The organism is Nostoc sp. (assembly GCF_036918245.1).
Classification (GTDB): domain Bacteria; phylum Cyanobacteriota; class Cyanobacteriia; order Cyanobacteriales; family Nostocaceae; genus Nostoc.
The window spans coordinates 63,088-87,038 of the sequence record NZ_JBALEF010000070.1 but is presented as its reverse complement, the minus strand read 5'-3'; the positions used below and the strand labels follow the sequence as shown (position 1 = coordinate 87,038).

Sequence of the window (23,951 nt, the reverse complement as noted above, 5' to 3'; positions counted from 1 at the left end):
TATCCACCCCACAAGATATTGAGAAAATTTTAATATGCAAATTAGATGTGTTTTAGCTTACCTACTTTCTTTCTGGATGCGCTACATCTTCTGGTGAAGGAGTACCCATCCGGTTAATTGTGGCAATCATCTGATACAAGCGCCCCAAATCGCGTTGATTGAAGTACAAAATGAGGCGAGGTAGTTCAACAGTTTCATCTTGTGCTTCTTCAGGTAATGCCTGACTTTTTTCAATTCTTCCTTGAATAATAATGTCGCTAAAATCAGCATTAAGTTGTTCTAAAAGAGCGTCTGATATATCTGTCTTCAGGCGGATGACTAACTTATTGCTTACATAGCGGCTGGAATGATAAACCTGGTAAAAACGGGTGATAGCATTACAAGCCACATCCAGGTTATCTGTCACCGTGTAAAGGCTGGGGTCTTCAGGATTGACAAGACCATTTTGCACTAATTGCTTATCAATATATTCGCTCCAAGAGCGCCAGTAATCACCACCAGGGCGATCGATTAAAACTAAAGGTACTGGCCCAAATTTACCAGTTTGGCTTAATGTCATACATTCAAAAGCTTCATCTTGAGTACCAAAGCCTCCTGGAAACAAGGCTACAGCATCACTTTCTTTGAGGAGAAACAGCTTGCGGGTAAAGAAATATTTGAAGTTAACTAGCTTGGGATCGCCCTCTATAAAAGGGTTTGCTTGCTGTTCAAAGGGTAACTGAATGTTTAATCCAAAGGAATTTTCTCGCCCAGCACCTTCATGACCCGCCTGCATGATTCCACCACCACCACCAGTCATCACCATAAATCCTAATTGAGAAATAGCACGAGCAAACTCAAGGGCCATTTGGTATTCTGGCCTATCTGGAGCTAGACGAGCAGAACCAAAGATGGTGACTTTGCGAACGTGTCGATAATCATAAAAAAGCTGGAAACCGCGCTCCATATCTGCTAATGCAGACGATAATATTTTCCAATCGAGACGCTCAATTTCGGTATCAGCTAAACGAACAATAGTAGTAAGTGCTTGCAGAATAAATTGCCGATTTTTTAATGTCGGTAAACGAACGATCAATTCAGCGATATCCGCCTGTAAAGACTCTAATGTGTCAAACGACGCAGATGAGGTCATGAGAACTGCCGCAACAATGGCATTATATTTTACGTGAACTACTCACACTCTAGCAAGCGGGAATAGCCCTCTGATGTGCAGTTAGCAAATTCAGAACTGGTTTTGAAACTGGAAATTCTAAAAATATTTTTGATCAGACTTGTTGCGATACTTCAACTTTTGAACACCATAGCAAGTTATCTCGGTCGATAAATTGACATAACTCCCTCACTGAGGGTACTTGCCACCACAATATATATCAGGGTTTGTGTAAAATGGTGTGACTTACATCTATAGCGTATATCAAAAGAAAATTTTGTATCTTATTGCCAGATTTTTTGGGAATTAATGTCCATAATAAAAGCACTCTATCCCTAATCTAAGTAAGTAAAAAAGCTCTCTAGACCACAATACCTTCAGTTAAACCTAAAATCCTTGGTAGAAACGCAAAATTGGACTGGGCAACTCTTGGAGACGCTATTGCGAACGCCCCGCTATGCTAACGCGTCTTTACAGGTCAAAAATCAGTACCAAAAATCCTTAACCCAAGCGTATTGCTCTAAAGGATCTTTTATCGAAAACTGTCTCAATTACACTTCGACACATTAATTCATAATGTGAGCTATTTGTATAGTGCCTAAATCCTAGTAGAATATTTTTGCAAATCTAAGTAGGAAGATAGATGGAAGTTTCTGGACGCATCAATTACCCACTGAATCCTCCTCCCCCTCTTGAAGATTTTCCCGTCCTTCAAACTGAAAAATATACCCTACGGCTGGCTTCAACTGAAGAAGAATTAGAATCAATTTTTCGGTTGCGCTTTGAAGTGTTTAATCTTGAACTAGGCTTGGGATTTCCTGCTTCTAACTTTACCCAGATGGATATAGATAAGTTTGATGCGGTTTGCCATCATTTAATCCTAATCTCCAAACAAACGGGTAAAACGATTGGAACTTATCGGATGCAAACCTATACAATGGCTTCTCAAAGATTAGGCTTTGATGCTACCGATATATTTAATCTTAATGGAATTCCCAATTCTGTACTTCAGGTATCAGTAGAAGTTGGGCGTGCATGTATAGCTAAAGAATATCGCAATAGTCAGGCACTTTTGCTACTCTGGGAAGGGCTGGCAAATTATCTAATCTGGAGTAAAAATCAATATTTCTTTGGTTGTGCATCATTACTAACACAATGTGCTTGGCAAGCTACTTGCGCTTATGATTATTTTCAGCAGAATAACTTAATGCATCCGAGTATTTTGGTTTATCCAAATCCCCAATCTTGTCTAGAAATGCCTGAAAATTGCCCAGATACATATAATTTGGAAATTCCGAAAATTTTGCAGGCATACTTGAATATTGGAGCTAAAATATGCAGTTTTCCAGCTATCGATCGGCAGTTTAAAACTATTGATTTTTTAACTATATCTAATGGCAAAGACTTTGCTAGATGGCGTTACCAAATTCTGTAAAAATTCTCTTTGGTACTAACGACAGTCACAGGCAGCTACAGAAACTAAAGTTTGATGTTATTCACTCTGAATCTGAGGCGATCGCATCAACTTCAACTTCAATTAACATCGCTGGATCAACTAAGGATTTCACTTCTACCATAGTTGAAGCTGGTGGATTTTCTCCAAAGAATTCTTGATGTGCTCGTCCAAATTCAGCCCAACAGCTAATGTTTGTAACGAACATCCGAGTCCGCACAACATTGCTTTGATCCGCACCTAAGTCTTGTAAAGCTTTTTGGATAATTTCAAAACAGCGCTTTGCCTGTTCATAAGCACCGCCAGGAGCAAAAATACCTCCTGTGGTATCAACTGGTGCAGTACCAGAAATATAAATGTGGCTTCCGACTCTTATGCCTCGACAGTAACCTACTTTTGACTCCCAAGATGTATTAGAAAATGTCCGCTTAAGTTGCATGATAAACCTAATTTATTACCAATTTATGATATTTTACTCCACATTCGCATATCGACTGCAAAATCAAGGTCAGTTTTGCGGTATTTGATACAACCTTGTGTAATTGTTTTCAGAGTTAATAGAAGTAGAGATATTTATTGTCAATCTTTCAAATCAGATGATTCTCCATCAAAGTACTTTGGCTATATCTGATGAACAAACTCAGATATAATTCCTAACGGACGCACCTCATTCAGTCCATTTAACTGAATTATTTTAGACAAACTATTGGGAAAACTACTTATGCGCCATCTCAAATTTGCTCCGAGTTGGTTGCGATTTTTAACTATCTTCTTATTGACGATGGGTATATTGTTTCGCTTTTCTAATATTGATGGCAAAGTTTTCTGGCATGATGAAACTTATACCTCATTGCGGATTTCTGGTTACACAATTAATGAAGTAAAACAGCAACTCTTTAATAATCGTGTCATTGGTGGAGAAAGTTTTGCCCAGTTTCAAGGTGCAAATCCAGAAAAAAGCTTAAATGACACAATTATGTCTTTGGCAAAACAAGATTCTCAGCATCCGCCGTTGTATTATATAATAGCCAGATTGTGGATGGAAATCTTTGGTAATTCGGTGACGGCGATTAGAAGTTTATCTGCCCTCATTAGTTTGCTGGTTTTTCCTTGTGTTTATTGGCTATGCCGAGAATTATTTAATGTGCCATTATCGGTTCCTGGTGTTGCGATCGCACTCATGGCAATCTCCCCTATTCACTTAGTATACGCCCAAGAAGCACAAGAATATATTCTTTGGTTAGTCACCATTTTACTATCCAGTGCGTCTCTGCTACGAGCCATACGGCTAGAAGATGAGCTAGCACAAGAACGACAAAAACCAGATTTGTTCGCTATCTGGAGCATTTATGCAGTAACTTTAGCCATTAGTCTTTATACATTTCTTTGGAGTGCATTTGTAGCAGTTGCTCACGGAATTTATGTGATGATAAATGCCAAACTTCAGTTTACTGAAACTGTGAGAACATATCTGCTAGCATCACTGGTAGGTTTTTTAGCTTTCATGCCTTGGATAACAATTGTAACTGGTGACTTTTTTCAATTTTTAATTTCAGCAGATAAAATAACAATGCAGTCAGATTTGATACCTGTATTCCCATTTTTGTTAATGCAGTTAAGCCGGATTTTTTTTGATATAGACCTTAGTTCAGAAAATCCTCTAGGCTATTTAATTGCACTAAGCTTTTTAATTTTGGTAGTATATTCAATTTATTTTCTTTGTCGAACAACTAACTATAAAGTCTGGTCTTTTATTATCACATTAATTGTAGTACCAGTATTACCCCTAATACTGCCAGATTTAATTGCTGGAAGTATACGATCGTCTACCGAAGCATATTTAATCCCATCTTATTTAGGAATCCAAGTAGCTGTTGCTTATCTACTAACTACGCAACTATATAATGGAAGCGGATCGCGTCGGAGCTTTTGGTACATAATCGTGGCATTAGTGATTATTTGTGGTTTGATTTCTTTTAAGGTGAGTTCCCAGGCAGAAACTTGGTGGAATAAGGATATGAATTCTGGCAATCCCCAAGTTGCCCAAATCATTAATCAGAGTAATCGTCCACTTTTGATTAGTGATGCTTTCGGCAATAATTATGGTGATGTCTTTTCTTTAAGCTATCTTTTGCAACCAAAAGTGCGATTTCTGTTGGTGAACAATCAAAAAATTCCTAAAATTCCTGATGGATTTACTGATGTATTTTTACTTAATCCTTCAGACACTTGGGGCAAAACAATAGAAAAAAAGTATAAATTCAAGACAGATATTGTTTATAGTGATAACTATTATTCAATCTGGAAATTAGCTAAAACTCGTAATTTGCGCCGACGTAATATTTCACCTAATAATAAATTATCTGCCGAGCTATCAACTGGGCAAACAATTCTTCCAAGGAAAGTTTGGCCAAATTCCAAAGTCCCAATATGGAGAAAGGCTTAAGTGACACAATTATATCTTTGGGAGTAGACGAACCATAGCATCCACCACTGTATTATATATTCGCTCGGTTTTGGGTGGAAATATTTGGCAATTCTGTGACGTAATCAGAAGTTTATCTGCATGCATCAGCTTGTTGATTTCTCTAAGTATTTATTGGCTATGTCGAGAATTATTTAAAGCATCAGCATGGATATGGGAGGTTGCGATCGCACTCATGGCAATCTCCGAAAAGAGGGTTTATTGCCCCTACCTGGAAATCATTCTTTTTCGACTATCTATTTGCGTAACTTTATATTTGCTAGAGTCATCATCTTTTATAAGATATTCAAATATTTGTTGATTAAAATCAGCTAAAAACAACAAAAATAAATATTAAACAAATTCTCATCTGAAATTAATTTAAGTAATGGTACGATGCTTTAAATTATCCTTTGTGATGAATTCAATGATTCATTGAAAGGTGTTGTATGCAAATAACAGATTTTCTTGGTCTTTTACATCCAGCGATCGCAATTATAATCGTGTTTCCACTCATCGGTACAGTAGTTAATTTTGCTTGGCAAACACGCCAACGCAGAATGCAAATTTTAGCGGGAAGTAAGAGTAAAATTCCTCCAGTGGTTGGTGCAGAACATAAGCAGTTAGGTGAAAGGCTGACAAGTGCAGTTGTTGGATTAACTTTAATCGGATTAAGCTACCCTCTTGGCAAAAATATTATCAAAAATCAATTGTGGAATCAAACACCTTTTCAAGTTATTTTTATACTACTAATATTTGCTGCCACCATCGCCTCGTTAGTATTTCTTTATCGGGCAAAGCAGCGAGTGTGGCGGGCAGTTTTTGCAACTTTAACTGGTGCAGGTTTAGTAATTCTAGGCTGTCAGGATGGAGTCTATCGCCGCACCAATGAGTGGTATTGGTCACATTATTATATTGGAATTACCGCAGCACTGCTAATGATTTTTTCATTAGCAATTGTTCAAGATATTTATCAAGATAAGTCCAATCGTTGGCGTATCGTCCATACGATTTTAAACTGCATTGCTTTGTTGCTATTTATTGGACAAGGTATGACAGGAACTCGAGACTTGTTAGAAATTCCCCTGAGTTGGCAAGAACCCTATATTTATCAGTGTGATTTTGCTAATAAAACTTGTCCAACGCCAAATCCCCAAGCACCAAAATAAGCAAGGGAAAAGAATTCAATGCCCAATGCCCAATGCCCAACTATGATAATTTACTTGGCTAATCATTGTAGTGGCAGAGTGACAATTACTGTTGTGCCAACACCCTGCTCACTTTCTAATTGAATATGACCACCATGTAACTCCACACATTTTTTAACTATAGTGAGTCCCAGTCCTGTTCCTTGAATTACACCCACATTACTGGCGCGATAGAAGGTTTGAAATAGATGAGTTTGGTCTTTGAGGGGAATGCCCATTCCTCGATCTCTGATCTGGAAAATTGCGAGGCGATCTTTGCAAATCAAATCAAACCAAATAGTGTCATTTTCAGGGGAATATTTGATGGCATTGGAAATCAAATTGGTGAAAATACAATTTAGTAGGTCTTCATCCATTTGGGCTTGGGCTGATTCACCTTGAAAAGTAAAGATAATGCTGTGCTTACTACCTGCATTGAGTTGACAAATACCTGTGAGTTCGCTACAGAAATTTTCTAAATTTAAAAGTGTAGGTTTGTATTCGAGTTTAGCTGCTTCCGTTTTACTCAAGAACAATATCTTATCTAAGAGATTAATCATCTGATTGATAGCATTTTGTATTCGATCAAAATATTTAGTTCTTCGGACATCAGTTAGTTTATTGCTGTTGTATTCAAGGATATCTACAGCCGTCCGAATCGTAGTCATAGGGGTGCGAAACTCGTGAGAAACCATTGCTACAAAGTTTGACTTTAACTCGTTGAGTTCCTGTTCCTTTGCTAGCGCTTGACGGGTGCGTTCTTCACTCTCACGTAGTTGGTTGAGAATTTCGCTTCTTTCAATGGCGTAGCGAATGGCACGCACTAACCGTTGTATAGTTATTTGATCTTTAACTAGATAGTCTTGCGCTCCTTCTGCTAATGCTTGCAGTGCTAAATCTTCATCATCAATACCTGTTAAAACCACAACTGGGATATCAGGTACTTCTGCCCTAAATTCTTTTAACGTGTCCAGTCCAATAGAGTCTGGAAGGCTGAGGTCTAACAAAACTAGGTCGAATCTGCGTTGCTTTCGACTCTCTATCTGAGAATTATTAAGGGTGGACGCAGAGTTTTCCCTGCTAGCTTCTATTGCCTCAGATAACCGTTCAACATGTAACATCTGCCATTGTTCTCGATCTGAATTTAAAAATATCCGGTGTAGCAGATGAGCATCACTTGCACTATCTTCTACTAATAGAATGTGAATTGTGAGCTTTTCCATAGTACAGGGTTATATCAATTTGTTAGATAATCACCTGATTTCCTATTTTGAACGCTTACTAGAAGGTTACTAAGCAGTTATTAGGTATATATTTAAAGATACCTTAATTTGCGTTGAAGGTAAGATAAAATACTGTTCCTACGCCCGGCCCGGTTCTGACTCAGCCCAGATGCGACCACCATACTGTTCTCGACGAGTATGAAGACGGCGGAAAACCTCAAAAATTCGCTGAAGATATTGACACCATTATCCTGAGCGATCGCTATATATAAATTACTTAGAGTAGACTCAGTGCTATATTACAGTCAACGACCACAAATTCTTGATCGCGAGTCTCCATACGAGAGTAACACTAGCAAGTCTTGAATCAACTGCTGCATCTACTTTGTTTTATCAATCATATATTCATCCTACTGTTTTGTAACGTTTTATGCTAGATGCATCGGGGTTTTTGACTACGATACTTGCGGTAAGCAACCATAAGGCACGTAGAGATAATGTGGCTCATCACACAAAAAATAAGTGGATAATTGTAGCTGTTACACCACATATCCACTCGATACTTACTGTATTAAGGTGATTACAAAAACCTGACAAGATGATTAAAACTTGAGAAAGTTCAAACCAATTAACGTGACTCAGTTCCTTGATTAGGGCTACCTGCTACAGAATCATTTTCTGGTGCTTCTGGAGTAGCAGTTGTTTTAGCATCACTCTTTTCAGCATCACCAGTTTTGCGGGTACTTTCGTCAACGGTGGTTTGGTAGCCGCCAGAAGCGGTAGGTGTAGCTTCTTGATTATTAGATTTTTCTTTTTGTTCTTCAGCCATGACTACATTCCTAATCATTTATTCTTGGGACTATCTTAAAAAATTAGGGGTGTGAGTGTATCTATCTAGAATATAGTTATGGCTGATTCGTCCCTCTATCGTAAGTATTGTTTAGTACTACTCATATATGCTGATAAAAATCCCCAAATATAGAATTTATTAACCTGAGAACCCTTGCTCTCGTTAAGGGAGAACTCGGAATGGGTTTTATGTCCAAGACGCTTTTAAAATTGGTTTATTGATAGTTGACAGAAAATGGCAAACGATCTGACTGGATCTGAATGAATAGTATGGTGTGATGGTGATACAAACTATCAAAGTGTAATTAATGAACCAGAGCAATCTATCGTTACCATCTGGATGTGTCCTTCGCAAGGCAACCTCTAGGGATCAGTGGTCGATTCGATTGCTGGTATTTTCAGCGAAACTCGACCCAACCCAATTAAATTGGCAGCAATTTTGGGTAATTGAATACAATGAGAATCTGATAGCTTGTGGACAGCTACGTAATTTCTCAGGGGCACAAGAACTTGGTAGCTTGGTCGTTGCATCAGCTTGGAGAGGTCGCGGTTTGGGTATTTTGCTAACGCAGCATTTGATTAATACAGCAACGCAACCACTTTATCTAGAATGCTTAGGTCAACGGCTGGTGCAGTTTTACAGTCGCTTTGACTTTGTGCCAATATCTTTTGAAGACTTGCCACAATTTCCTAAGACAATAGGCTTATCTACGCTCAAGGAGAAATTTAGATTCTCGCAATTAGCTAAAAGGCTGCTCAAAGTTCCTGTGGTGTTTATGGAACATCAGGGTCAGACTAATTCGTAATTTTAAGATATGCAAAACAAGGCTTGATACAAGATGTTTCCAGCCCTTTACTCTCCCCCATTTCCTATTTCAACTTGAAGGTTTAGCAAAAATCGTTAGTAAGACAGGCCCTAGTAAATAATGGTGATTCAAACACAATAGCCCAGCAGAGGAGCCAAGAAGTTGACGTTGATCAGGGCTGTAGAGTCTAATTCCACGGGGAGAGATAGGCAATAATTGAGGTTCTGCCTCTTTTTTGGAAGTAATGTCAACCAAATAAAAGCGTCCACCAGGAGAAAGTACGCGTGTGATCTCACTAACTACCTGTTTAGGTTCTAAATAGTGCAAGAAGCTGATAGTGCTGAAAACGGCATCAAATTGACCATCAGCAAAAAGAAGAGACTCAGCTTTACCTTCGATATAAATTAAGCGTGGACGGTGGCGGTTGCTCTGTCTTGCTACCCGCAACATATTAGCAGATAAATCCAATCCGGTAGCTCGTAGATGGGGAAACTGAGTAGCAAGGCGCTCAAGCAAGCGTCCAGTACCACAGCCGATATCAAGTACATTTGCTAGCTCTGGTAAATCGACGTACTCCAGCAACCGTTGGTGAACGGCTCGATAAAACACTGAAGGAAAGAACCAATCGTAACTTGATGCCCATAGGTCAAAAAGTAGCTTTTTGTGATTGAAAAAGTCATCAGTCATTAGTTTTCGCAGCTTTCTTAAAGCTTGATACTTTTTGAGAGTAAGTTTAGCTGCGCCTCCAAGAATTTGGTTAACAACACAAGTTAACTATAGCGGTTCTGAATTGGTTGTAATATCGGGCTTTTGTCGGGTTAGTTACACGAAGTTAAAGACTGGCTAATATCTAGGTTCAATGCCAGATAAAATTAATGTTTCTACCGACTTGCGATCAAGGGGTTTGGAGAAAAAATATCCCTGTGCATATTTGCATTTCATCACTCTAAGTTGTGCCAGTTGCTCTAATGTTTCTACGCCCTCTGCTATTACATCTATATTTAGACTCTGGGCTAGAGCGACGATCGCTTGAACAATCTCTAAGTTTTCTCCATTAGCACCAATCTTAGCAATAAAGGAACGATCAATCTTCAAGGCATTACTGGGAAAGCGGTGCAGGTAACTCAAGGATGAATAGCCGATGCCAAAATCATCTAAGTGTAATTGGATATTCATCTGTTGCAGTTGCAAGAGCATAAAAGTTGCTAATTGAATGTTCTCCATAAGTACGCTTTCGGTAATCTCCAGCTTTAAACTGCCACCTTCCAAACCAGTCTCTTGGAGAATTTGATTAATTTGCTCAATCAGGCCTGGTTGTGAAAACTGCTTAGTGGAAAGATTTACACTGATTGTCAAGGGTGGGTCAGTAGGAAATTGTACTTGCCAAGCACGCATCTGCCGACAAGCCTCGCCTAGTACCCAATAACCAATAGGGATAATCAGCCCAGTTTCTTCTGCTAGGGGAATAAAGTTGTCTGGAGAAACTAATCCGTGTTGCGGGTGCTGCCAGCGAACGAGAGCCTCGAAACCAATAATTTTGTAAGTTTCTAATAAAACAATTGGCTGGTAGTAAACCTGAAACTCCTGGCGTTCAACTGCCCGTCGTAGATCCATCTCTAACTCTAATAGCTTCGTTACTTGGGTGTACATGGTTGAGTCAAATATCTCATGGCGTGCCTTACCCAATGCTTTAGCGCGATACATTGCAATGTCAGCATCGCGCAAGAGTTCCTCCGGTAGGTTGTAACTACCCTTGTTCAGGGCGATGCCAATGCTGACGGTGGTAAATACCTCGTACCCACTGAGTTGGAACGCAGATGTCAGAGCTTGGTGTATCCGCTCCACTACGCTTATTACGTCATTGGCATTTTGGAGATCGTCAAGCAAAATTGTAAACTCATCTCCCCCTAGACGAGCAACTGTATCTCCAGAGCGCAGGCAATTCTCCAATCTACGAGCAAGGGCAGTTAGTAGTTGATCGCCAATCATGTGGCCGAGACTGTCATTGACAACTTTGAAGCGATCTAAGTCTAGAAAGAGAACAGCAAATGTATAGTTCGCACGTCGTTTTGTCAGCATGAGCGCACGCTCTAGCCGTTCCATAAATAAGGCGCGGTTTGGCAGACCGGTTAGTATATCGTGAAAGGCATCATGAATTAATTGCGCTTCCGCAAGTTTGAGAGCAGTAATGTTACGAGCGATACTTAAAACAAAATATACTGATCCATCGCTAGCCAATTCAGGCACAAGACGGGTATGGTAATGTTTTGTTTCGCAAGCGATCGCTAAACTGCATTCAAACTCGGTTTCTTGCTTAGTTTGAAAAACTTGCCCAAGCTTGCGATCGCATATCCGGTAAAATTCTTCTGGCAGATTTAACTCTGCGTTTGTTTTGCCGATAAATGTTTCGGCTGATATTCCTGTAACCTTTTCAATAGCTGGATTAACGTAAACGTAGCGCAATTGAGGGTTAAATCTGGAAATAATATCAGGTGCATTTTCAACTAGTGCTTTGAATTCTTGCTGGCGACGCGCTAGTGCCTCCAGAATTTGGTTGCGTTCGGTGATATCCTGAAAGACCAAAACTGCACCAGTGATATTACCGTTCTCATCTTTAATTGGTGCAACACTATCATCAATTGGTATTTCTGTACCGTTTTTAGCAATAAGTATTGTCTGCTCTGGTAGACCGACAGTAACCCCATACTGAAGGACTTGCTTTACAGGACTTTCAATTATTGTACGAGTTTCTTCATGAGCAATATTGAATACTTCTGTTGCTTCTTTACCAAACGCATCTGAATAATTCCAACCCGTCAGTACTTCCGCAATTGGATTCATAAAAGTCACAGTTCCAGATTCGTCGCTAGTAATCACAGCATCTCCAATACTTTTAAGTATAGTAGTCAGCCATTGTTCATTCTGTTTTAATTTTTTTTCCGTCCGATGTTTAGAAAGGGTAATTTCAATCGTGAACTTTAATTCTTTTTCTTTGAAGGGCTTGAGAATGTAGCCAAACGGCTCTGTTACCTTTGCTCGATTCAATGTTGATTCGTCTGCATTAGCAGTAAGATATATGACTGGAATATTAAAAATATTATGAATTATCTGAGCGGCCTCCACACCGTCCATATTTCCTTTGAGGTGAATATCCATTAAAACTAAATCTAGAGAATTATCTGCTGCTTTCTTAATTGCTTCTTCTCCAGAATCGGCAAGCCCCAGAACAGTGTATCCAAATTTCCTTAGCCGATTTTGTATATCCATTGCCACAATGAATTCATCTTCAACAACTAATATATTTACTGGTTTCATGATTTTCTTTAACTTCTAAATTTAGAAAATTTTATTCGAAAATATAATTTTATACTCTACTCCCTTGTTACTGATAAAATCGATATTGCCTTGTAGCTGATGTGTTAGACCTTTGACTAATCGCAAACCTAATGATTCTGTAGCTTGAAAGTCAAAATCTTGGGCAAAACCGACACCATTATCACTGATAGTAAGTGTAAATAAATTTCCTTCTCTGGAGCAAAAGTCAATACAAATTTCTCCCGGTTCTCTTTGGGGAAAGGCATATTTTAGGGAATTTGAAATAAGTTCGTTGATAATCAAGCCGCAAGGAATAGCTGCATCAATGGCTAGAAAAACCTCCTCAACGTTCATTTCCAAGGTAATATCGCTGGAATTAACGTTGTATGAATAAAATAAATTAGTTACTAAATCTTGGATATAGTCGGCAAAATTAATCCTTGCCAAGTCTTGAGATTGATATAGTTTCTCGTGGATTAGAGCCATTGATTCAATCCGGTTCTGGCTATCTTTGAATACCTCAAGGGCTTGATTGTCCTTGAGATACTCTGCTTGCAGGTTGAGCAGACTAGAAATAATCTGCAAATTATTTTTTACCCGGTGATGAATTTCTTTCAATAGCACCTCTTTTTCTTGAAGGGATGCTTTAATCTGCTCCTCTGCTTGTTTACGCTCTCGTCTCACTAGTGCCTCGCGCAACTCGCGGGCGACAGCAGGGGTAAGTCGCGCTAGATTGCCTTTGATGATGTAGTCATGGGCACCAGCTTTCATGGCGGCTACTGCCGTATCTTCACCAATAGTGCCTGAGACAATAATGAATGGCAGGTCAAGTCCACTTTCCTTAACCTGCTTCAATGCAGCAGGGGCGCTAAAGGTGGGCATAGAATAATCGCAGATTACGATATCCCATGTTTGCTCTGCGATCGCAGCTTTCATGGCTGTGGGTGTATCAATCCTTTCAAAGGTTACTTCGTAGTCACCACGTTGCAGTTCACGCAGCAGCAACAAAGCGTCGTCTTCTGAATCCTCAACAAGTAATACACGCAGTGGTATACCCATGTAATTCGTAATACTCGCCTTTGGCGAGAAGCAAGCTACGTAATTCGTAATTCGTAATTAAGAAAGTCGGCCTTGCATCTATAACCTGATTTTGGAGGATTGGTATAAGCTATATTCTCGGCGGTGATTCGTTTAAGACAAACCAGTACAATCCTAGTTGTCGCACCGCTTCACTGAATTGGGAAAAGTCTACTGGTTTGCGAACATAGCTGTTGGCTCCCAAGCTGTAACCATTAATTAAGTCTTGCTCCTCTTTGGAGGAGGTGAGAATGACGACGGGAAGGATTTTTGTCCTGTGGTCGGTTCGCAGGTGTCGCAAAACTTCCAGACCATCCATTTTAGGCAACTTCAAATCTAGAAGGATGAGATTCGGCATAACGCTCATGTCGCGAGCGGTGTACACACCTTTACCAAAGAGATAATCTAGGGCTTCCACCCCATCGTGTGCTACCACGACCTCGTTCAGAATATTGTTTTTCTTAAGTGCGCGTAGGGTTAGCGCTTCATCGTCAGGATTGTCTTCTACAAGTAAAATCATTTTGTATTCTTCTAGTTAAAGAGTGAAGTGAAATGTTGCGCCTTGCTCCACTGTACTTTCAGCCCAGACACGGCCACCATGACGGTGAACAATGCGCTGCACAGTAGCTAGTCCGATACCAGTACCTTCAAACTCAGTCATGGCGTGTAGGCGCTGAAAAGCACCGAAGAGTTTCTCAACATAGGCCATATCGAAGCCTGTACCATCATCACGGACAAAATACACATGGGTGTCATCTTGCAGCAAAAGCCCAAATTCTATTCGGGCCTTTTGATGTTTTCCTGTAAACTTCCAGGCATTACCTAGCAGGTTTTCTAGCACAATCCGTAACAGATGAGCATCACCATTAGCAACCAATCCCGGCGTAATGATAAACTCTACTTGGCGTTCTGGTTGGGTTTTGTGCAACTCTGTAGCGATCGCCTCCACTAGTGCGCTGAGATCGACCTTTTCGCAATGCATCTCACTACGCGTCAATCGTGACAGATTCAGTAAATCGTCGATTAGTTGTGCCATCCGCTGGGTGGCTGCACGCACTCGTTGGAGGTAGTTTTGACCTAGTGCGTCCAGCTTGTCAGCATAATCTTCTAGGAGTGCTTGACTAAAGCCGTCGATGCTCCGCAAGGGGGCGCGCAGGTCGTGAGACACAGAATAACTAAATGCTTCCATCTCTTTGTTAGTGGCTTCGAGTTGTGCTGTGCGTTCTGCAACTCGTTGCTCAAGCTGGACGTTCAGACGCAGAATCTCTGACTCCGCCTTTTTGCGCTCATTAATTTCAGTTTGTAATTCTTCGTTAGTGTTTCTTAGTTCAGCAGTCCGTTTGCTAACCTCTATTTCTAATTCATCACGAGCCTTTTGCAAAGAATTTTCCATCCGCTTGCGTTTGACGAGTTCCTGATTGGTGATCATGGCTGCGAAACCGACGATAACAGAAGCGATAATGCTGCCAAAAATAGTCAGCAAAGTTGTTTGATGAGCGCTGGCGTTCGCCTTTATCGATCGCTGTTTCAACAACTGATTCTCTTCATTCTCCATAGCTGTGGTCAGCATTCGGATGTCCTCCATAATCTGCTGACCCCGATCTGTCTGAACTATTTGCAGCGAGGACTCTAAATTTTTGCTCCTAGCGTTAATCGTCTGTTCAATCAAAACCAGTTTTTTGGCAATTAGGGGTTCAAGGCGATCGAGCCGCTGCTGTTGATTTGGGTTATCCGCAGTCAATTGGCGCAGAACCTGAAGTTTCTGAGCAATCTCGCCAGTTGCAGTACGATACGGTTCCAGATACCGTTCTTTGCCTGTGAGAAGATAGCCCCGTTGTCCAGTCTCTGCATCTTTGATCTGTGACATTACTTCTTTTGTCTTTTCAAGCACCTCGCGTGTATGTGTTACCCATTGAGCGTTTTCTCTATACTGAAGCAAACTAAGATATGAAATTATGCCAACACCAGTCATAATTGCGACTGCTATTACAAAACTGCCTGTATTCTTTTTGTAAATAGCCCATTCCATTTTTTACCTTCCTAGTTGAAAAAGCAGCTGCTGACTAAAGTGGTAAAAACGGTGAGCCAGCGTTTCTACGAGAGGCTGCGCGATCGCTGCGTTAGCGCCGTTAGGATCGTCACGTGTTCCCGTCTCTGAAAGAGAAGGGTGACTAGCAGCCCCACTACTCGTCATAGTTTTAGTAACTGATACCAAGTTTCTTAACTTTGAGAGCGAATTAGCTCTAATAAAGGATATCTATATTAGTTAATGATTGTGAGCGTATATTTTCTGAGACATGAGAAAGCAAATAATAAATTTTGTTAAATTATTCAGTATATTTCCGTAGCCATTTTCACAAGCTTTTCGCTTGCATAAATTATATTAATGTGGTAGCCAACATTAGTAATTGCACTTAAAAACCTTGACTTATATTAGCTTGATATTAAATTGATTAATAAATACATAGACTAGATATAGGACTCATATCTGATTTCTGAACAGGATTTCAGATAAAAACCTGATAAAACAGGCTTTTCAGTCTCAGTATGTTTTCAGAAATCAAATCGGAGTCCTATATAAACATAAAGTACTGTCAGTAACCTGAAAAATTCTGCATTGTTAAGGGATTGAGCCGAAATGTTTGTCAAATAGTGCCAATTTGCCCAAAAGCGTTGTTTTGTCTACATTTTTGCCCTGAAAATCGAGCTTCCCTACTAGGGAAAGGTTAGGGGGTTAAGTTTTGGATGGGTTTTTCAATATGAAGTGAAAAGTCAGGACAAATTATCGGTAACTGTAGTACTTGAATGTGTAGTTAACAGTACTCTTTCTACCTCTGTAGAGAACCAAAGAAAAAGTAATAAGTGCATAAAACTATAAAACCTAACTGTATTTATTTATAAAGGTTCAAATACAAAAAACTCAATCTAGTTTGAAATTATAAAGGTGAAAAATTATGACAAGCTTTATTCAAGTTCACTTACACAACGAGCTACTGCACCCAGTCCGTGAGTGGTTGGAAACGATAGAAATTCATAACTCCAAATTGGCTCATTTTCTATGTAAAGCTATTCCTGCTCAATGTCCCTTTGAGCGAGACATCACGCTGTTTGGTCGGAAGCTATTTCATATTCCACCTATGTGTAAATTAAATCCTCTATACGAGGAAGTGGTTGGTTTGCGTTTTAGAGCGCTCTGTTATCTTGCTGATGAATGTGGTGAAGATATCACAGCTTATTGCTGATAGCCAGTTGGATTGTTCTTTGATCGAGCAGCGATCGCTAATTGCAGATTTACGGTTGTTACTTACTCAGGTTTATACTAAGCTAACGTACACCTAATTAGATGTTTAGCTATTAAGTAGCTGACACCTCACTAAAGTGTTTCCAGACCGTATTGTTGCTTACCGTATCCTGCTGAAATCATTAACATCATCATGACGCACATCTTACTGATTGAAGATGAGGTCAAACTGGCACGATTTGTCGAATTGGAATTGAATTATGAAGGCTATCAAGTCAGTATTGCCTACGATGGATTAACTGCACTCACCGCAGCAAGGGAGTTGCATTTGGATTTAGTAATTTTAGACTGGATGTTGCCTGGTTTGTCGGGGTTGGAAATTTGCAGCCGCCTGCGAAGTATAGCTGAGAAAGTGCCGATAATCTTATTAACCGTCAAAGATCAAGTGAGCCATCGCATTGCAGGTTTAGACGCTGGTGCTGATGATTACCTCGTTAAACCCTTCAGCGTTGATGAATTATTAGCCAGAGTCGGCGCTCACCTACGAAGAAGCAAGCAAGCAGAGTACGCAGATGTTTTAGAATTTGAAGACCTAAGTTTAAATCGTCGCACGCGGGAAGTGTACCGAAATCGGCGGTTAATTGAGTTAACTGCTAAGGAATTTGATTTACTAGAATATTTGCTGGCCCATCCGCGACAGATAATTAGCTGCGATCGCATTTTAGAGGAAGTTTGGGGTTACGACTTTATGAGCGATGCCAACATCATTGAAACTTACATTCGCTACCTACGCCTGAAACTTGAAGCCAATAACGAAAAATGCCTCATTCAAACTGTGATCGGTGTTGGCTACACATTGCATGATTGAATTGGGCATTGGGCACAAGAGGCAGAGGTGCAGAGGGGCAGAGGGGAAAAACTTACTGCAACTTCTCCCCTGTTCCCCTGGTTACTGAACACAGTGGAAGTATGCTCCCCTGCTCCCTCATCTCCTCTTAACTTCTTGTCCGTCTTCCAGTGTCAAATAACGGTAAAATCTCAAACTTTCTACTATAGGAGGATTTGGGGTTTTTGGCAATCTCAGCAGAAACTCATCCAACTCAGAGTTAATTATATTAGGATGCACAAAGCTATCATCATCTAAAATCCAAAACCCAAAATGGCATGACTTATCTAGAAACAGCAGCACAATTCTACCGTGAAGTTGCCCAAACCCCGCAAGTTGGACTTTGTTGTGTACAAAGTACGCCCTTGCAACTACCAGGATTGAAAATTCCTTTGCCAATGCAGGAAATGAATTATGGTTGTGGTACTACTGTTCACCCCACCGAACTAGGAAACCAACCTACTGTGCTGTACGTCGGCGTTGGTGGCGGCTTAGAAGCGTTGCAATTCGCTTATTTTTCCCGTTATGCAAGTGCTGTAATTGCCGTTGAACCGGTTGGAGCCATGCGGGAAGCAGCTGCACGTAATCTGGAAATTGCTGCTCAAGAAAACCCCTGGTTTAACACCAGCTTTGTAGAAATCCGCGAAGGTGATGCTTTTAACTTACCTGTTGCTGATGCTAGCGTCGATATCGTGGCACAGAATTGCCTTTTCAACATCTTTGAACCAGAAGATTTAACTCGCGCTTTAAAAGAAGCACATCGCGTATTAAAACCAGGTGGACGCTTGCAGATGAGCGATCCAATTGCCACTCGTCCAATTCCAGCACATCTTCAAGAAGATGAGCGATTGAGAGCAATGTGTTTATCAGGCGCACTCACATATCAACAGTATACTGAAAGGATTATAAATGCTGGTTTTGGTCAAGTTGAAATTCGTGCCCGTCGTCCTTATCGCCTACTAGATTCCCAGACTTATAATTTAGAAGAAAACCTACTTTTAGAAAGTCTGGATTCTGTCTCTTTTAAAGTTGTAATTCCAGAAGATGGTGCTTGCATTTTCACTGGAAAAACGGCAATTTATGCTGGTTCTGAACCCTTCTTTGACGATTCAGCAGGTCATATACTTCAGCTAGGTATTCCGGCTGCGGTATGTGATAAAACTGCTGCTAAACTTGCTGCTAGTAAGCCAGCAGAAATAATTGTTACCAATTCAACCTGGCACTATAGCGGTGGTGGGTGCTGTTAATTTATCTAAGAAAGAATTCAGGTGTCAGGAGTCAGAATTTAGAATGGTTCTGTGCGACACTTCGACAAGCTCAGTGCATCGCTGGGTAATAAATGCACAATTTGAATCTTTCACTAATTACATCTAATTTCTGAATTCTGAGTTCTTCTTTATAAACTCCAAAATGTTGTTAATTAGTCTGTTTTTAGCTACGCTTTTTTTAGCATATTCAAATGGAGCAAATGATAATTTTAAAGGTGTAGCAACGCTATTTGGTAGCCGAATTAGCAGCTATCAAACAGCAATTTTGTGGGCAAGTTTCACAACTTTTGCTGGTGCAATAACTGCGACTTTTTTGGCAGGAGCATTAATTAAAAACTTCTCTGGAAAAGGACTATTACCTGATGCGATCGCTAATGCCCCAGAATTTCATCTTGCAGTAGCGATCGCTGCTGGTTTGACTGTACTCATTGCCTCCTTTATGGGGTTTCCCATTTCTACAACTCACAGTTTAACAGGTGCGTTGGTTGGGGCTGGATTAGTTGCGATTGGACTACAAGTTAATTTTGCAGCTTTAGGAACTTCCTTTATTTTGCCTTTATTACTCAGTCCAATCATTGCTATTCCCTTGGGAGCAGGAATTTACAGCTTATCTGGCTATTTTAATTCAAAATGGCATCTACCAGTCAACCAAAAAATGATTGATGTTTGCCATTTTTTCAGTGCTGGAATTATCAGTTTTGCTAGAGGATTAAATGATACTCCTAAGATTGTTTCACTCATCCTAATTATTGAGTATTTCTCGATTCAGGGAGGAATGATCACAATAGCGATCGCAATGGCACTTGGCGGTTTACTCAACTCTCAAAAAGTTGCAATAACTATGAGTGAAAAGATTACCTCAATGAATCCTACTCAAGGCTTATCAGCAAATATAGTAACTGGGGTTATGGTGATTGCAGCTACTCAGTTTGGGCTTCCAGTTTCTACCACTCACGTTTCAGTCAGTTCTATTTTTGGTGTAGGATTAATTAGCAAAAAATCTAAATCTAATACTCGTGTTTTTTATCAGATTCTACTATCTTGGATTTTAACTTTACCAACTGCTGCAATTATTAGTGCAATAACCTACAGATTATTGCAAGGTTAGAAAAATTGAATATTGTTGTGCAATTTTTTAGGAGTAGTAACTAATGCAAACTCAAACTAAAATTCTACTAGATACAGCAGTCACAGCCTTTAAAAACAAACTCAGTTCACCTTTGACAAAAAAAGGAATCACTGTTTTACAAATTAATCTAGGTAAGCGTTGTAATCTTGCTTGTACACACTGTCATGTCGAAGCTGGTCCAAAACGTACAGAAGAACTTTCTCCTGAAATCTGCGAACAACTAATTTCACTAATCCATAAATTTCCCGAAATTAAAATTGTGGATTTAACTGGTGGTGCACCCGAAATGAATTATGGATTTAAGCCACTGGTAGAAGCAGCAAAAGCAACTGGTAAACAAGTGATTGTCCGGTCTAATTTGGCCATTTATTTTGAAGATGGATTTGGTGATTTACCAGAATACTTTGCTAAACACCAAGTAAGAATTGTGGCTTCTCTACCCTGTTACCTAGCAGATAATGTTGATAAAATGCGTGGTACTGGTGTTTTTGATAGTTCAGTCAAAGCTTTGCAGTGGCTTAACCAACTTGGCTATGGTAAAGACCAGAATTTAATTTTGGACTTGGTTTTTAATCCCCAGTTGCCCACCGATGAAAAATTTTCTTTAGCTCCCGAACAGAGTAACCTAGAACGAGATTACAAAATGTTCTTACAAGAACATTTTAATATTGTGTTTAACAACCTCTTCACCTTTACCAACTTACCAGTTGGTAGAACCAAAATGCATTTAGAACGGAGAAAACTGTACGCTAGCTATTTGCAGTTTTTAGAGTCGCATTTTAATCCCAGCACAGTTGAACATTTAATGTGTCGCGATGAACTTTCAATTGACTATCTGGGCAATGTATATGATTGTGACTTTAACCAAATGATGAATTTGCCTGCAAAAACTCGCAATGGTGAAACTTTGACAGTTGGCAAATTGTTAGAAGCTGGCAATTTAGACCTGATTAGTGAGGTACAAACTGCTGCTTATTGCTATGGTTGTACTGCTGGATGTGGTTCTAGTTGTGGTGGCGCTTTGCTCTAAAAACTAGAGCATTTACTTTTCTGGCCCGACATCTCTCAGGAAGAGTCAGCATTTGTACATCGCTTTGCAGTTCGACACTGCTGACTTGGGCTGTTGAACACGCACAAACACTTAGTAAACGTTATTTACGTCTAGATTGCGATGCTTTGCGTTTGCGCCTAAGAGCAGTATATGAAGGCTTTGGTTTCCGTCATCACAGCGACAGACAAGTTGGTGCTTATTTTGTCTCTCGCTATGAATATCAAATACCTCCACAAGTTACCTAAATTGATATGTCTTTTATCGATGAAATTAATCTTGTCAATACCTTGATTGTGGGAGCCAGCCAAGGTATTGGTTTGGGTTTTGTGAAAAAATTGCTACAAGATGACAGAATAGCTAAAGTTTATGCAACTTCTCGTCAGCCGGAATCGGCCTCAGAGTTAATAGCTCTTGCAGACGAATATCCTGAGCGATTAATTTGTTTGGAGATAGATATTACTGACGAGTTGCAGATTATTGAAGCCGTTCAAAAAATATCTACTCAAGCCGACAAACTGCATTTAGTAGTCAACTGTGTAGGACTGTTGCATGAAGATACTTTGCAACCGGAAAAAAGCTTAAGACAGATCAATTCAGAAAATTTGCTGCGCTACTTTCAGATAAATAGTATTGGTGCTGTCTTACTGGCTAAACATTTATTGCCTCTGTTTCGTCATGGAGAACGCAGCGTGTTCGCCACTATTTCTGCTAAATTGGGGAGTATTGGCGATAACCAACTTGGTGGATGGTACGGCTATCGGGCTTCTAAAGCAGCACTCAATATGTTGATGCGAACTGCGGCAATTGAGTATAAAAGAAGTTGTCCGAAAGTATTAATAGTAACATTGCATCCTGGTACAACTGATACCCGCCTTTCTCGTCCTTTCCAAAGAAATGTACCTGCGGAACAATTATTTTCAGTGGAACGCACCGTTACTCAATTATTGGCTGTCATCGAACAGCTTCAAGAAGGCGATAGTGGACACTTTTTCTCATGGAATGGGAGCAGATTGCCTTGGTAACTGCGTTACGCTGGTGCTAATGAAACATACGTTATTTTTAACCTCAGCCTATGAAGTTTTTTGTGCCAGCAGCCAAGGATGATATTAAAGCAGAGCAGGTATATAGCGCTCTTGCTCAGTCTGTCAAAGCACCAATAACCGAAAAGCGTATTTGGAAGTTACAGTGGCGTGATAACGAAATTGATATGGAATGCGAGGTAGGTAAACCTTTACCATCGTCTTATCAAACTGGGAAAGAGCTAGTTCTAGCAATCTTTGAGTGTGAAAACCTTTATAAGATTTGTACCCTTACCCGTGGAGGAGTGAAGGGAGAACCTATTTTGGTTGGAAAAAACTCTCAATCCTCAGCAATATATTTTTCGGATAATACAAACAATTGACTCTACATTTGAAGGTGCGATCGCTCTAGTAACGTAGTAGATAAAATCGCCCACCAGATATCTCAAGGTATGACTAACATTCAGATTTCCTTACCTGAATCGATGAAAGTCTTTGTCGAACAACAAGTAGCTAAAGGCGGTTATAGTTCAGCTAATGAATATCTTCAAGAGCTAATCTTTTAAGACCAACAGCGCAAGAGTCAAAAAGGAAAACGCGCTCAGTTGATGGCGAAGCTTCAGACACAGGATCAACTGAACAATGAGGAGTTTGAAGTAGTTGCAGATAAGTTAGCTGACGAATTTGCGCTATCTTAAAACAGTAAGGGTTTCAGGCTTTTGAACTGAGGCTTAAACTCATAGTCCGAAACCCGCATTCTGTGGGCGTTCTAAAAAATTGGCGAAGGTATTGCCTTGGCATATTGCATTATTCATATCCTTAAGCTTTGGGGCTACGACGCGCTACGCCTACACATTGCTTGACGATAGAGTAATCAAGCCTCACTACTGAAAGGCTAAGAACTGGGAAACTCTAACTCAGCGCTTCCCCGTTTTAACTGCACCACCTCAGATGGTAGGTGTCGCTCCAACCAATCTTCTAAATCAGCCATTACCTCGCGGTAATTTATGTCACTCTGAAGTTCGTGATAGGCTCCCGGATACTCAATTCTCAGCTTATCTTTGCAATTTAGCCGTTGGTAAAAAATGTCGCTTCCCCCTGGCAAAGCCACTCGGTCTGCGCCACCGTGGAGAATCAATAATGGTAATTGCCAATCACCTGCATGAGCATTAATCCAATCAACTGTTGCAAAGAATTCTGTAGCCAGACGGGCAGCAGCACGGGTATGTCGCATTGTATCTTGGGCATAAGCGGCTAAAATCTGCGGATCTCGTGAACCAGCGCTAATGTCAATCCCTGTATTCAGGGTAAAACTTGGCCACACTCGTGAGAGCATTTTTCCTAAAAGTACCCGAATCGGTGAAACCCCAACTTTCCCCAAGGTTGGTGCAAGAGCGATCGCACCCTGCAATAATGATGCTTGTTGGGGATAGCGCAGAATGTAATCTAAGACAATTACCCCTCCTAAACTGTGACCCAAGAGAAAAACTGGGCATCCAGGATTCTGAGTCTGAATTAACTGTAAAAAAGCTCCCAGGTCTTCACGAAACTCACTCCAAGCGTTGATATAGCCTTGCTGACCCGGTGAGCGTCCATGACCGCGCAAGTCTAAGGCGTAGACAGCGTATTGCTTGGGTATCAAATGCTCAATTATATTACTGTAGCGATCGCTGTGCCCTCCGAGTCCATGCACAATGGCTAATATTGCCCGGACTTTACCCTCTGGATGCCAGCTTTGATAATACAGTTCAAGTCCTCCAACACCTTGGAATCTGCCTTCTTTACGAGAAGCTAGGCGATCGCTATGGTCAATCATAGGGTTAATTTTTTACG

Annotated in this window: 24 protein-coding genes; 13 read left to right on the top strand and 11 right to left on the bottom strand. The window is 40.3% G+C overall.

What is annotated here, in order from left to right; translation table 11 throughout:
* Positions 1-61: 61 nt before the first annotated feature.
* Complete coding sequence (locus V7L12_RS19130; protein ID WP_335086583.1) at positions 62-1,132, bottom strand: LOG family protein; 1,071 nt, start codon at positions 1,130-1,132, stop codon at positions 62-64.
* A gap of 661 nt (positions 1,133-1,793) precedes the next feature.
* Here V7L12_RS19130 and V7L12_RS19125 point away from each other — a divergent pair.
* Positions 1,794-2,585 (top strand): GNAT family N-acetyltransferase, encoded by a 792-nt coding sequence (locus V7L12_RS19125; RefSeq protein ID WP_335086581.1) that lies wholly within the window; start codon positions 1,794-1,796, stop codon positions 2,583-2,585.
* A gap of 61 nt (positions 2,586-2,646) precedes the next feature.
* Here the strand turns inward: V7L12_RS19125 and V7L12_RS19120 are convergent, their stop codons facing one another.
* A complete protein-coding gene (locus tag V7L12_RS19120) occupies positions 2,647-3,042 on the bottom strand; it encodes a RidA family protein (RefSeq protein WP_335086579.1) in 396 nt (131 codons plus the stop codon).
* Between the two features lie 282 nt (positions 3,043-3,324).
* Between V7L12_RS19120 and V7L12_RS19115 the strand changes: the two genes are divergently transcribed.
* Both V7L12_RS19115 and V7L12_RS19110 read left to right on the top strand, forming a co-directional pair.
* Positions 3,325-5,049 (top strand): glycosyltransferase family 39 protein, encoded by a 1,725-nt coding sequence (locus V7L12_RS19115; RefSeq protein ID WP_335086577.1) that lies wholly within the window; start codon positions 3,325-3,327, stop codon positions 5,047-5,049.
* A gap of 467 nt (positions 5,050-5,516) precedes the next feature.
* Positions 5,517-6,236: a DUF4079 domain-containing protein gene (locus V7L12_RS19110; protein ID WP_335086575.1), complete on the top strand. Its 720-nt coding sequence runs from the start codon at positions 5,517-5,519 to the stop codon at positions 6,234-6,236.
* 62 nt (positions 6,237-6,298) lie between these two features.
* Here the strand turns inward: V7L12_RS19110 and V7L12_RS19105 are convergent, their stop codons facing one another.
* Together V7L12_RS19105 and V7L12_RS19100 are read right to left on the bottom strand one after the other, a co-directional pair.
* Positions 6,299-7,477, bottom strand: a complete 1,179-nt coding sequence (locus V7L12_RS19105) for a hybrid sensor histidine kinase/response regulator (protein WP_335086573.1) — start codon at positions 7,475-7,477, stop codon at positions 6,299-6,301.
* Between the two features lie 628 nt (positions 7,478-8,105).
* Positions 8,106-8,306 (bottom strand): hypothetical protein, encoded by a 201-nt coding sequence (locus V7L12_RS19100; RefSeq protein WP_334815769.1) that lies wholly within the window; start codon positions 8,304-8,306, stop codon positions 8,106-8,108.
* Positions 8,307-8,634: 328 nt separating this feature from the next.
* Between V7L12_RS19100 and V7L12_RS19095 the strand changes: the two genes are divergently transcribed.
* Positions 8,635-9,132, top strand: a complete 498-nt coding sequence (locus V7L12_RS19095; protein ID WP_335086571.1) for a GNAT family N-acetyltransferase — start codon at positions 8,635-8,637, stop codon at positions 9,130-9,132.
* A 69-nt stretch (positions 9,133-9,201) separates the two neighbouring features.
* Here V7L12_RS19095 and V7L12_RS19090 read toward each other — a convergent pair whose 3' ends face one another.
* The 6 genes from V7L12_RS19090 to V7L12_RS19065 all read right to left on the bottom strand — a co-directional run bounded on the left by V7L12_RS19090 (position 9,202) and on the right by V7L12_RS19065 (position 15,718).
* A complete protein-coding gene (locus V7L12_RS19090) occupies positions 9,202-9,819 on the bottom strand; it encodes a class I SAM-dependent methyltransferase (protein ID WP_335086569.1) in 618 nt (205 codons plus the stop codon).
* A 156-nt stretch (positions 9,820-9,975) separates the two neighbouring features.
* A complete protein-coding gene (locus tag V7L12_RS19085) occupies positions 9,976-12,447 on the bottom strand; it encodes a GGDEF domain-containing response regulator (protein WP_335086568.1) in 2,472 nt (823 codons plus the stop codon).
* 21 nt (positions 12,448-12,468) lie between these two features.
* Complete coding sequence (locus V7L12_RS19080) at positions 12,469-13,506, bottom strand: sensor histidine kinase (protein WP_335086566.1); 1,038 nt, start codon at positions 13,504-13,506, stop codon at positions 12,469-12,471.
* Between the two features lie 109 nt (positions 13,507-13,615).
* Entirely contained in the window at positions 13,616-14,044 is a 429-nt protein-coding gene (locus tag V7L12_RS19075) for a response regulator (RefSeq protein WP_335086564.1), read from the bottom strand.
* Positions 14,045-14,059: 15 nt separating this feature from the next.
* Positions 14,060-15,553 carry a sensor histidine kinase gene (locus V7L12_RS19070; RefSeq protein WP_335086562.1) on the bottom strand — a complete coding sequence of 498 codons (1,494 nt, stop codon included), beginning with the start codon at positions 15,551-15,553 and terminating at the stop codon, positions 14,060-14,062.
* Positions 15,554-15,556: 3 nt separating this feature from the next.
* On the bottom strand, positions 15,557-15,718 hold the full coding sequence (locus V7L12_RS19065; protein WP_334931277.1) for a hypothetical protein: 162 nt from the start codon (positions 15,716-15,718) through the stop codon (positions 15,557-15,559).
* 760 nt (positions 15,719-16,478) lie between these two features.
* Here V7L12_RS19065 and V7L12_RS19060 point away from each other — a divergent pair.
* The 9 genes from V7L12_RS19060 (at position 16,479) to V7L12_RS33255 (ending at position 22,684) form a co-directional block, all read left to right on the top strand.
* Positions 16,479-16,766 (top strand): Mo-dependent nitrogenase C-terminal domain-containing protein, encoded by a 288-nt coding sequence (locus V7L12_RS19060; protein WP_335086560.1) that lies wholly within the window; start codon positions 16,479-16,481, stop codon positions 16,764-16,766.
* Between the two features lie 192 nt (positions 16,767-16,958).
* On the top strand, positions 16,959-17,633 hold the full coding sequence (locus V7L12_RS19055; protein ID WP_335086558.1) for a response regulator transcription factor: 675 nt from the start codon (positions 16,959-16,961) through the stop codon (positions 17,631-17,633).
* 296 nt (positions 17,634-17,929) lie between these two features.
* Positions 17,930-18,898 carry an arsenosugar biosynthesis arsenite methyltransferase ArsM gene (arsM, locus tag V7L12_RS19050; RefSeq protein WP_335086556.1) on the top strand — a complete coding sequence of 323 codons (969 nt, stop codon included), beginning with the start codon at positions 17,930-17,932 and terminating at the stop codon, positions 18,896-18,898.
* 163 nt (positions 18,899-19,061) lie between these two features.
* The gene (locus tag V7L12_RS19045) at positions 19,062-20,027 is read left to right on the top strand and encodes an inorganic phosphate transporter (protein WP_335086554.1); all 966 of its coding nucleotides are present in this window, start codon (positions 19,062-19,064) and stop codon (positions 20,025-20,027) included.
* Positions 20,028-20,070: 43 nt separating this feature from the next.
* Positions 20,071-21,078 carry an arsenosugar biosynthesis radical SAM (seleno)protein ArsS gene (arsS, locus tag V7L12_RS19040; protein ID WP_335086552.1) on the top strand — a complete coding sequence of 336 codons (1,008 nt, stop codon included), beginning with the start codon at positions 20,071-20,073 and terminating at the stop codon, positions 21,076-21,078.
* A complete protein-coding gene (locus V7L12_RS19035; protein WP_335086550.1) occupies positions 21,057-21,344 on the top strand; it encodes a hypothetical protein in 288 nt (95 codons plus the stop codon). The genes arsS and V7L12_RS19035 overlap by 22 nt, the downstream gene beginning before the upstream one ends.
* Positions 21,345-21,350: 6 nt before the next feature.
* Positions 21,351-22,121 carry an SDR family NAD(P)-dependent oxidoreductase gene (locus V7L12_RS19030; protein ID WP_335086548.1) on the top strand — a complete coding sequence of 257 codons (771 nt, stop codon included), beginning with the start codon at positions 21,351-21,353 and terminating at the stop codon, positions 22,119-22,121.
* A 62-nt stretch (positions 22,122-22,183) separates the two neighbouring features.
* Positions 22,184-22,501, top strand: coding sequence for a hypothetical protein (locus V7L12_RS19025; protein WP_335086546.1), 318 nt, complete (start codon positions 22,184-22,186; stop codon positions 22,499-22,501).
* Positions 22,502-22,570: 69 nt separating this feature from the next.
* Complete coding sequence (locus V7L12_RS33255; protein WP_442947899.1) at positions 22,571-22,684, top strand: ribbon-helix-helix domain-containing protein; 114 nt, start codon at positions 22,571-22,573, stop codon at positions 22,682-22,684.
* Positions 22,685-23,013: 329 nt separating this feature from the next.
* On the opposite strand, the gene V7L12_RS19020 is transcribed toward V7L12_RS33255, so the two are convergent.
* Positions 23,014-23,934: an alpha/beta hydrolase gene (locus V7L12_RS19020; protein WP_335086544.1), complete on the bottom strand. Its 921-nt coding sequence runs from the start codon at positions 23,932-23,934 to the stop codon at positions 23,014-23,016.
* Between the last annotated feature and the right edge of the window lie 17 nt (positions 23,935-23,951).

What these genes read in the sequence shown, in the direction of transcription:
- V7L12_RS19130 (WP_335086583.1), bottom strand. Translation starts at nt 1,132, where the DNA reads ATGACCTCATCTGCGTCGTTTGACACATTAGAGTCTTTACAGGCGGAT.
- V7L12_RS19125 (WP_335086581.1), top strand. Translation starts at nt 1,794, where the DNA reads ATGGAAGTTTCTGGACGCATCAATTACCCACTGAATCCTCCTCCCCCT.
- V7L12_RS19120 (WP_335086579.1), bottom strand. Translation starts at nt 3,042, where the DNA reads ATGCAACTTAAGCGGACATTTTCTAATACATCTTGGGAGTCAAAAGTA.
- V7L12_RS19115 (WP_335086577.1), top strand. Translation starts at nt 3,325, where the DNA reads ATGCGCCATCTCAAATTTGCTCCGAGTTGGTTGCGATTTTTAACTATC.
- V7L12_RS19110 (WP_335086575.1), top strand. Translation starts at nt 5,517, where the DNA reads ATGCAAATAACAGATTTTCTTGGTCTTTTACATCCAGCGATCGCAATT.
- V7L12_RS19105 (WP_335086573.1), bottom strand. Translation starts at nt 7,477, where the DNA reads ATGGAAAAGCTCACAATTCACATTCTATTAGTAGAAGATAGTGCAAGT.
- V7L12_RS19100 (WP_334815769.1), bottom strand. Translation starts at nt 8,306, where the DNA reads ATGGCTGAAGAACAAAAAGAAAAATCTAATAATCAAGAAGCTACACCT.
- V7L12_RS19095 (WP_335086571.1), top strand. Translation starts at nt 8,635, where the DNA reads ATGAACCAGAGCAATCTATCGTTACCATCTGGATGTGTCCTTCGCAAG.
- V7L12_RS19090 (WP_335086569.1), bottom strand. Translation starts at nt 9,819, where the DNA reads ATGACTGATGACTTTTTCAATCACAAAAAGCTACTTTTTGACCTATGG.
- V7L12_RS19085 (WP_335086568.1), bottom strand. Translation starts at nt 12,447, where the DNA reads ATGAAACCAGTAAATATATTAGTTGTTGAAGATGAATTCATTGTGGCA.
- V7L12_RS19080 (WP_335086566.1), bottom strand. Translation starts at nt 13,506, where the DNA reads ATGGGTATACCACTGCGTGTATTACTTGTTGAGGATTCAGAAGACGAC.
- V7L12_RS19075 (WP_335086564.1), bottom strand. Translation starts at nt 14,044, where the DNA reads ATGATTTTACTTGTAGAAGACAATCCTGACGATGAAGCGCTAACCCTA.
- V7L12_RS19070 (WP_335086562.1), bottom strand. Translation starts at nt 15,553, where the DNA reads ATGGAATGGGCTATTTACAAAAAGAATACAGGCAGTTTTGTAATAGCA.
- V7L12_RS19065 (WP_334931277.1), bottom strand. Translation starts at nt 15,718, where the DNA reads ATGACGAGTAGTGGGGCTGCTAGTCACCCTTCTCTTTCAGAGACGGGA.
- V7L12_RS19060 (WP_335086560.1), top strand. Translation starts at nt 16,479, where the DNA reads ATGACAAGCTTTATTCAAGTTCACTTACACAACGAGCTACTGCACCCA.
- V7L12_RS19055 (WP_335086558.1), top strand. Translation starts at nt 16,959, where the DNA reads ATGACGCACATCTTACTGATTGAAGATGAGGTCAAACTGGCACGATTT.
- arsM (WP_335086556.1), top strand. Translation starts at nt 17,930, where the DNA reads ATGACTTATCTAGAAACAGCAGCACAATTCTACCGTGAAGTTGCCCAA.
- V7L12_RS19045 (WP_335086554.1), top strand. Translation starts at nt 19,062, where the DNA reads ATGTTGTTAATTAGTCTGTTTTTAGCTACGCTTTTTTTAGCATATTCA.
- arsS (WP_335086552.1), top strand. Translation starts at nt 20,071, where the DNA reads ATGCAAACTCAAACTAAAATTCTACTAGATACAGCAGTCACAGCCTTT.
- V7L12_RS19030 (WP_335086548.1), top strand. Translation starts at nt 21,351, where the DNA reads ATGTCTTTTATCGATGAAATTAATCTTGTCAATACCTTGATTGTGGGA.
- V7L12_RS33255 (WP_442947899.1), top strand. Translation starts at nt 22,571, where the DNA reads ATGACTAACATTCAGATTTCCTTACCTGAATCGATGAAAGTCTTTGTC.
- V7L12_RS19020 (WP_335086544.1), bottom strand. Translation starts at nt 23,934, where the DNA reads ATGATTGACCATAGCGATCGCCTAGCTTCTCGTAAAGAAGGCAGATTC.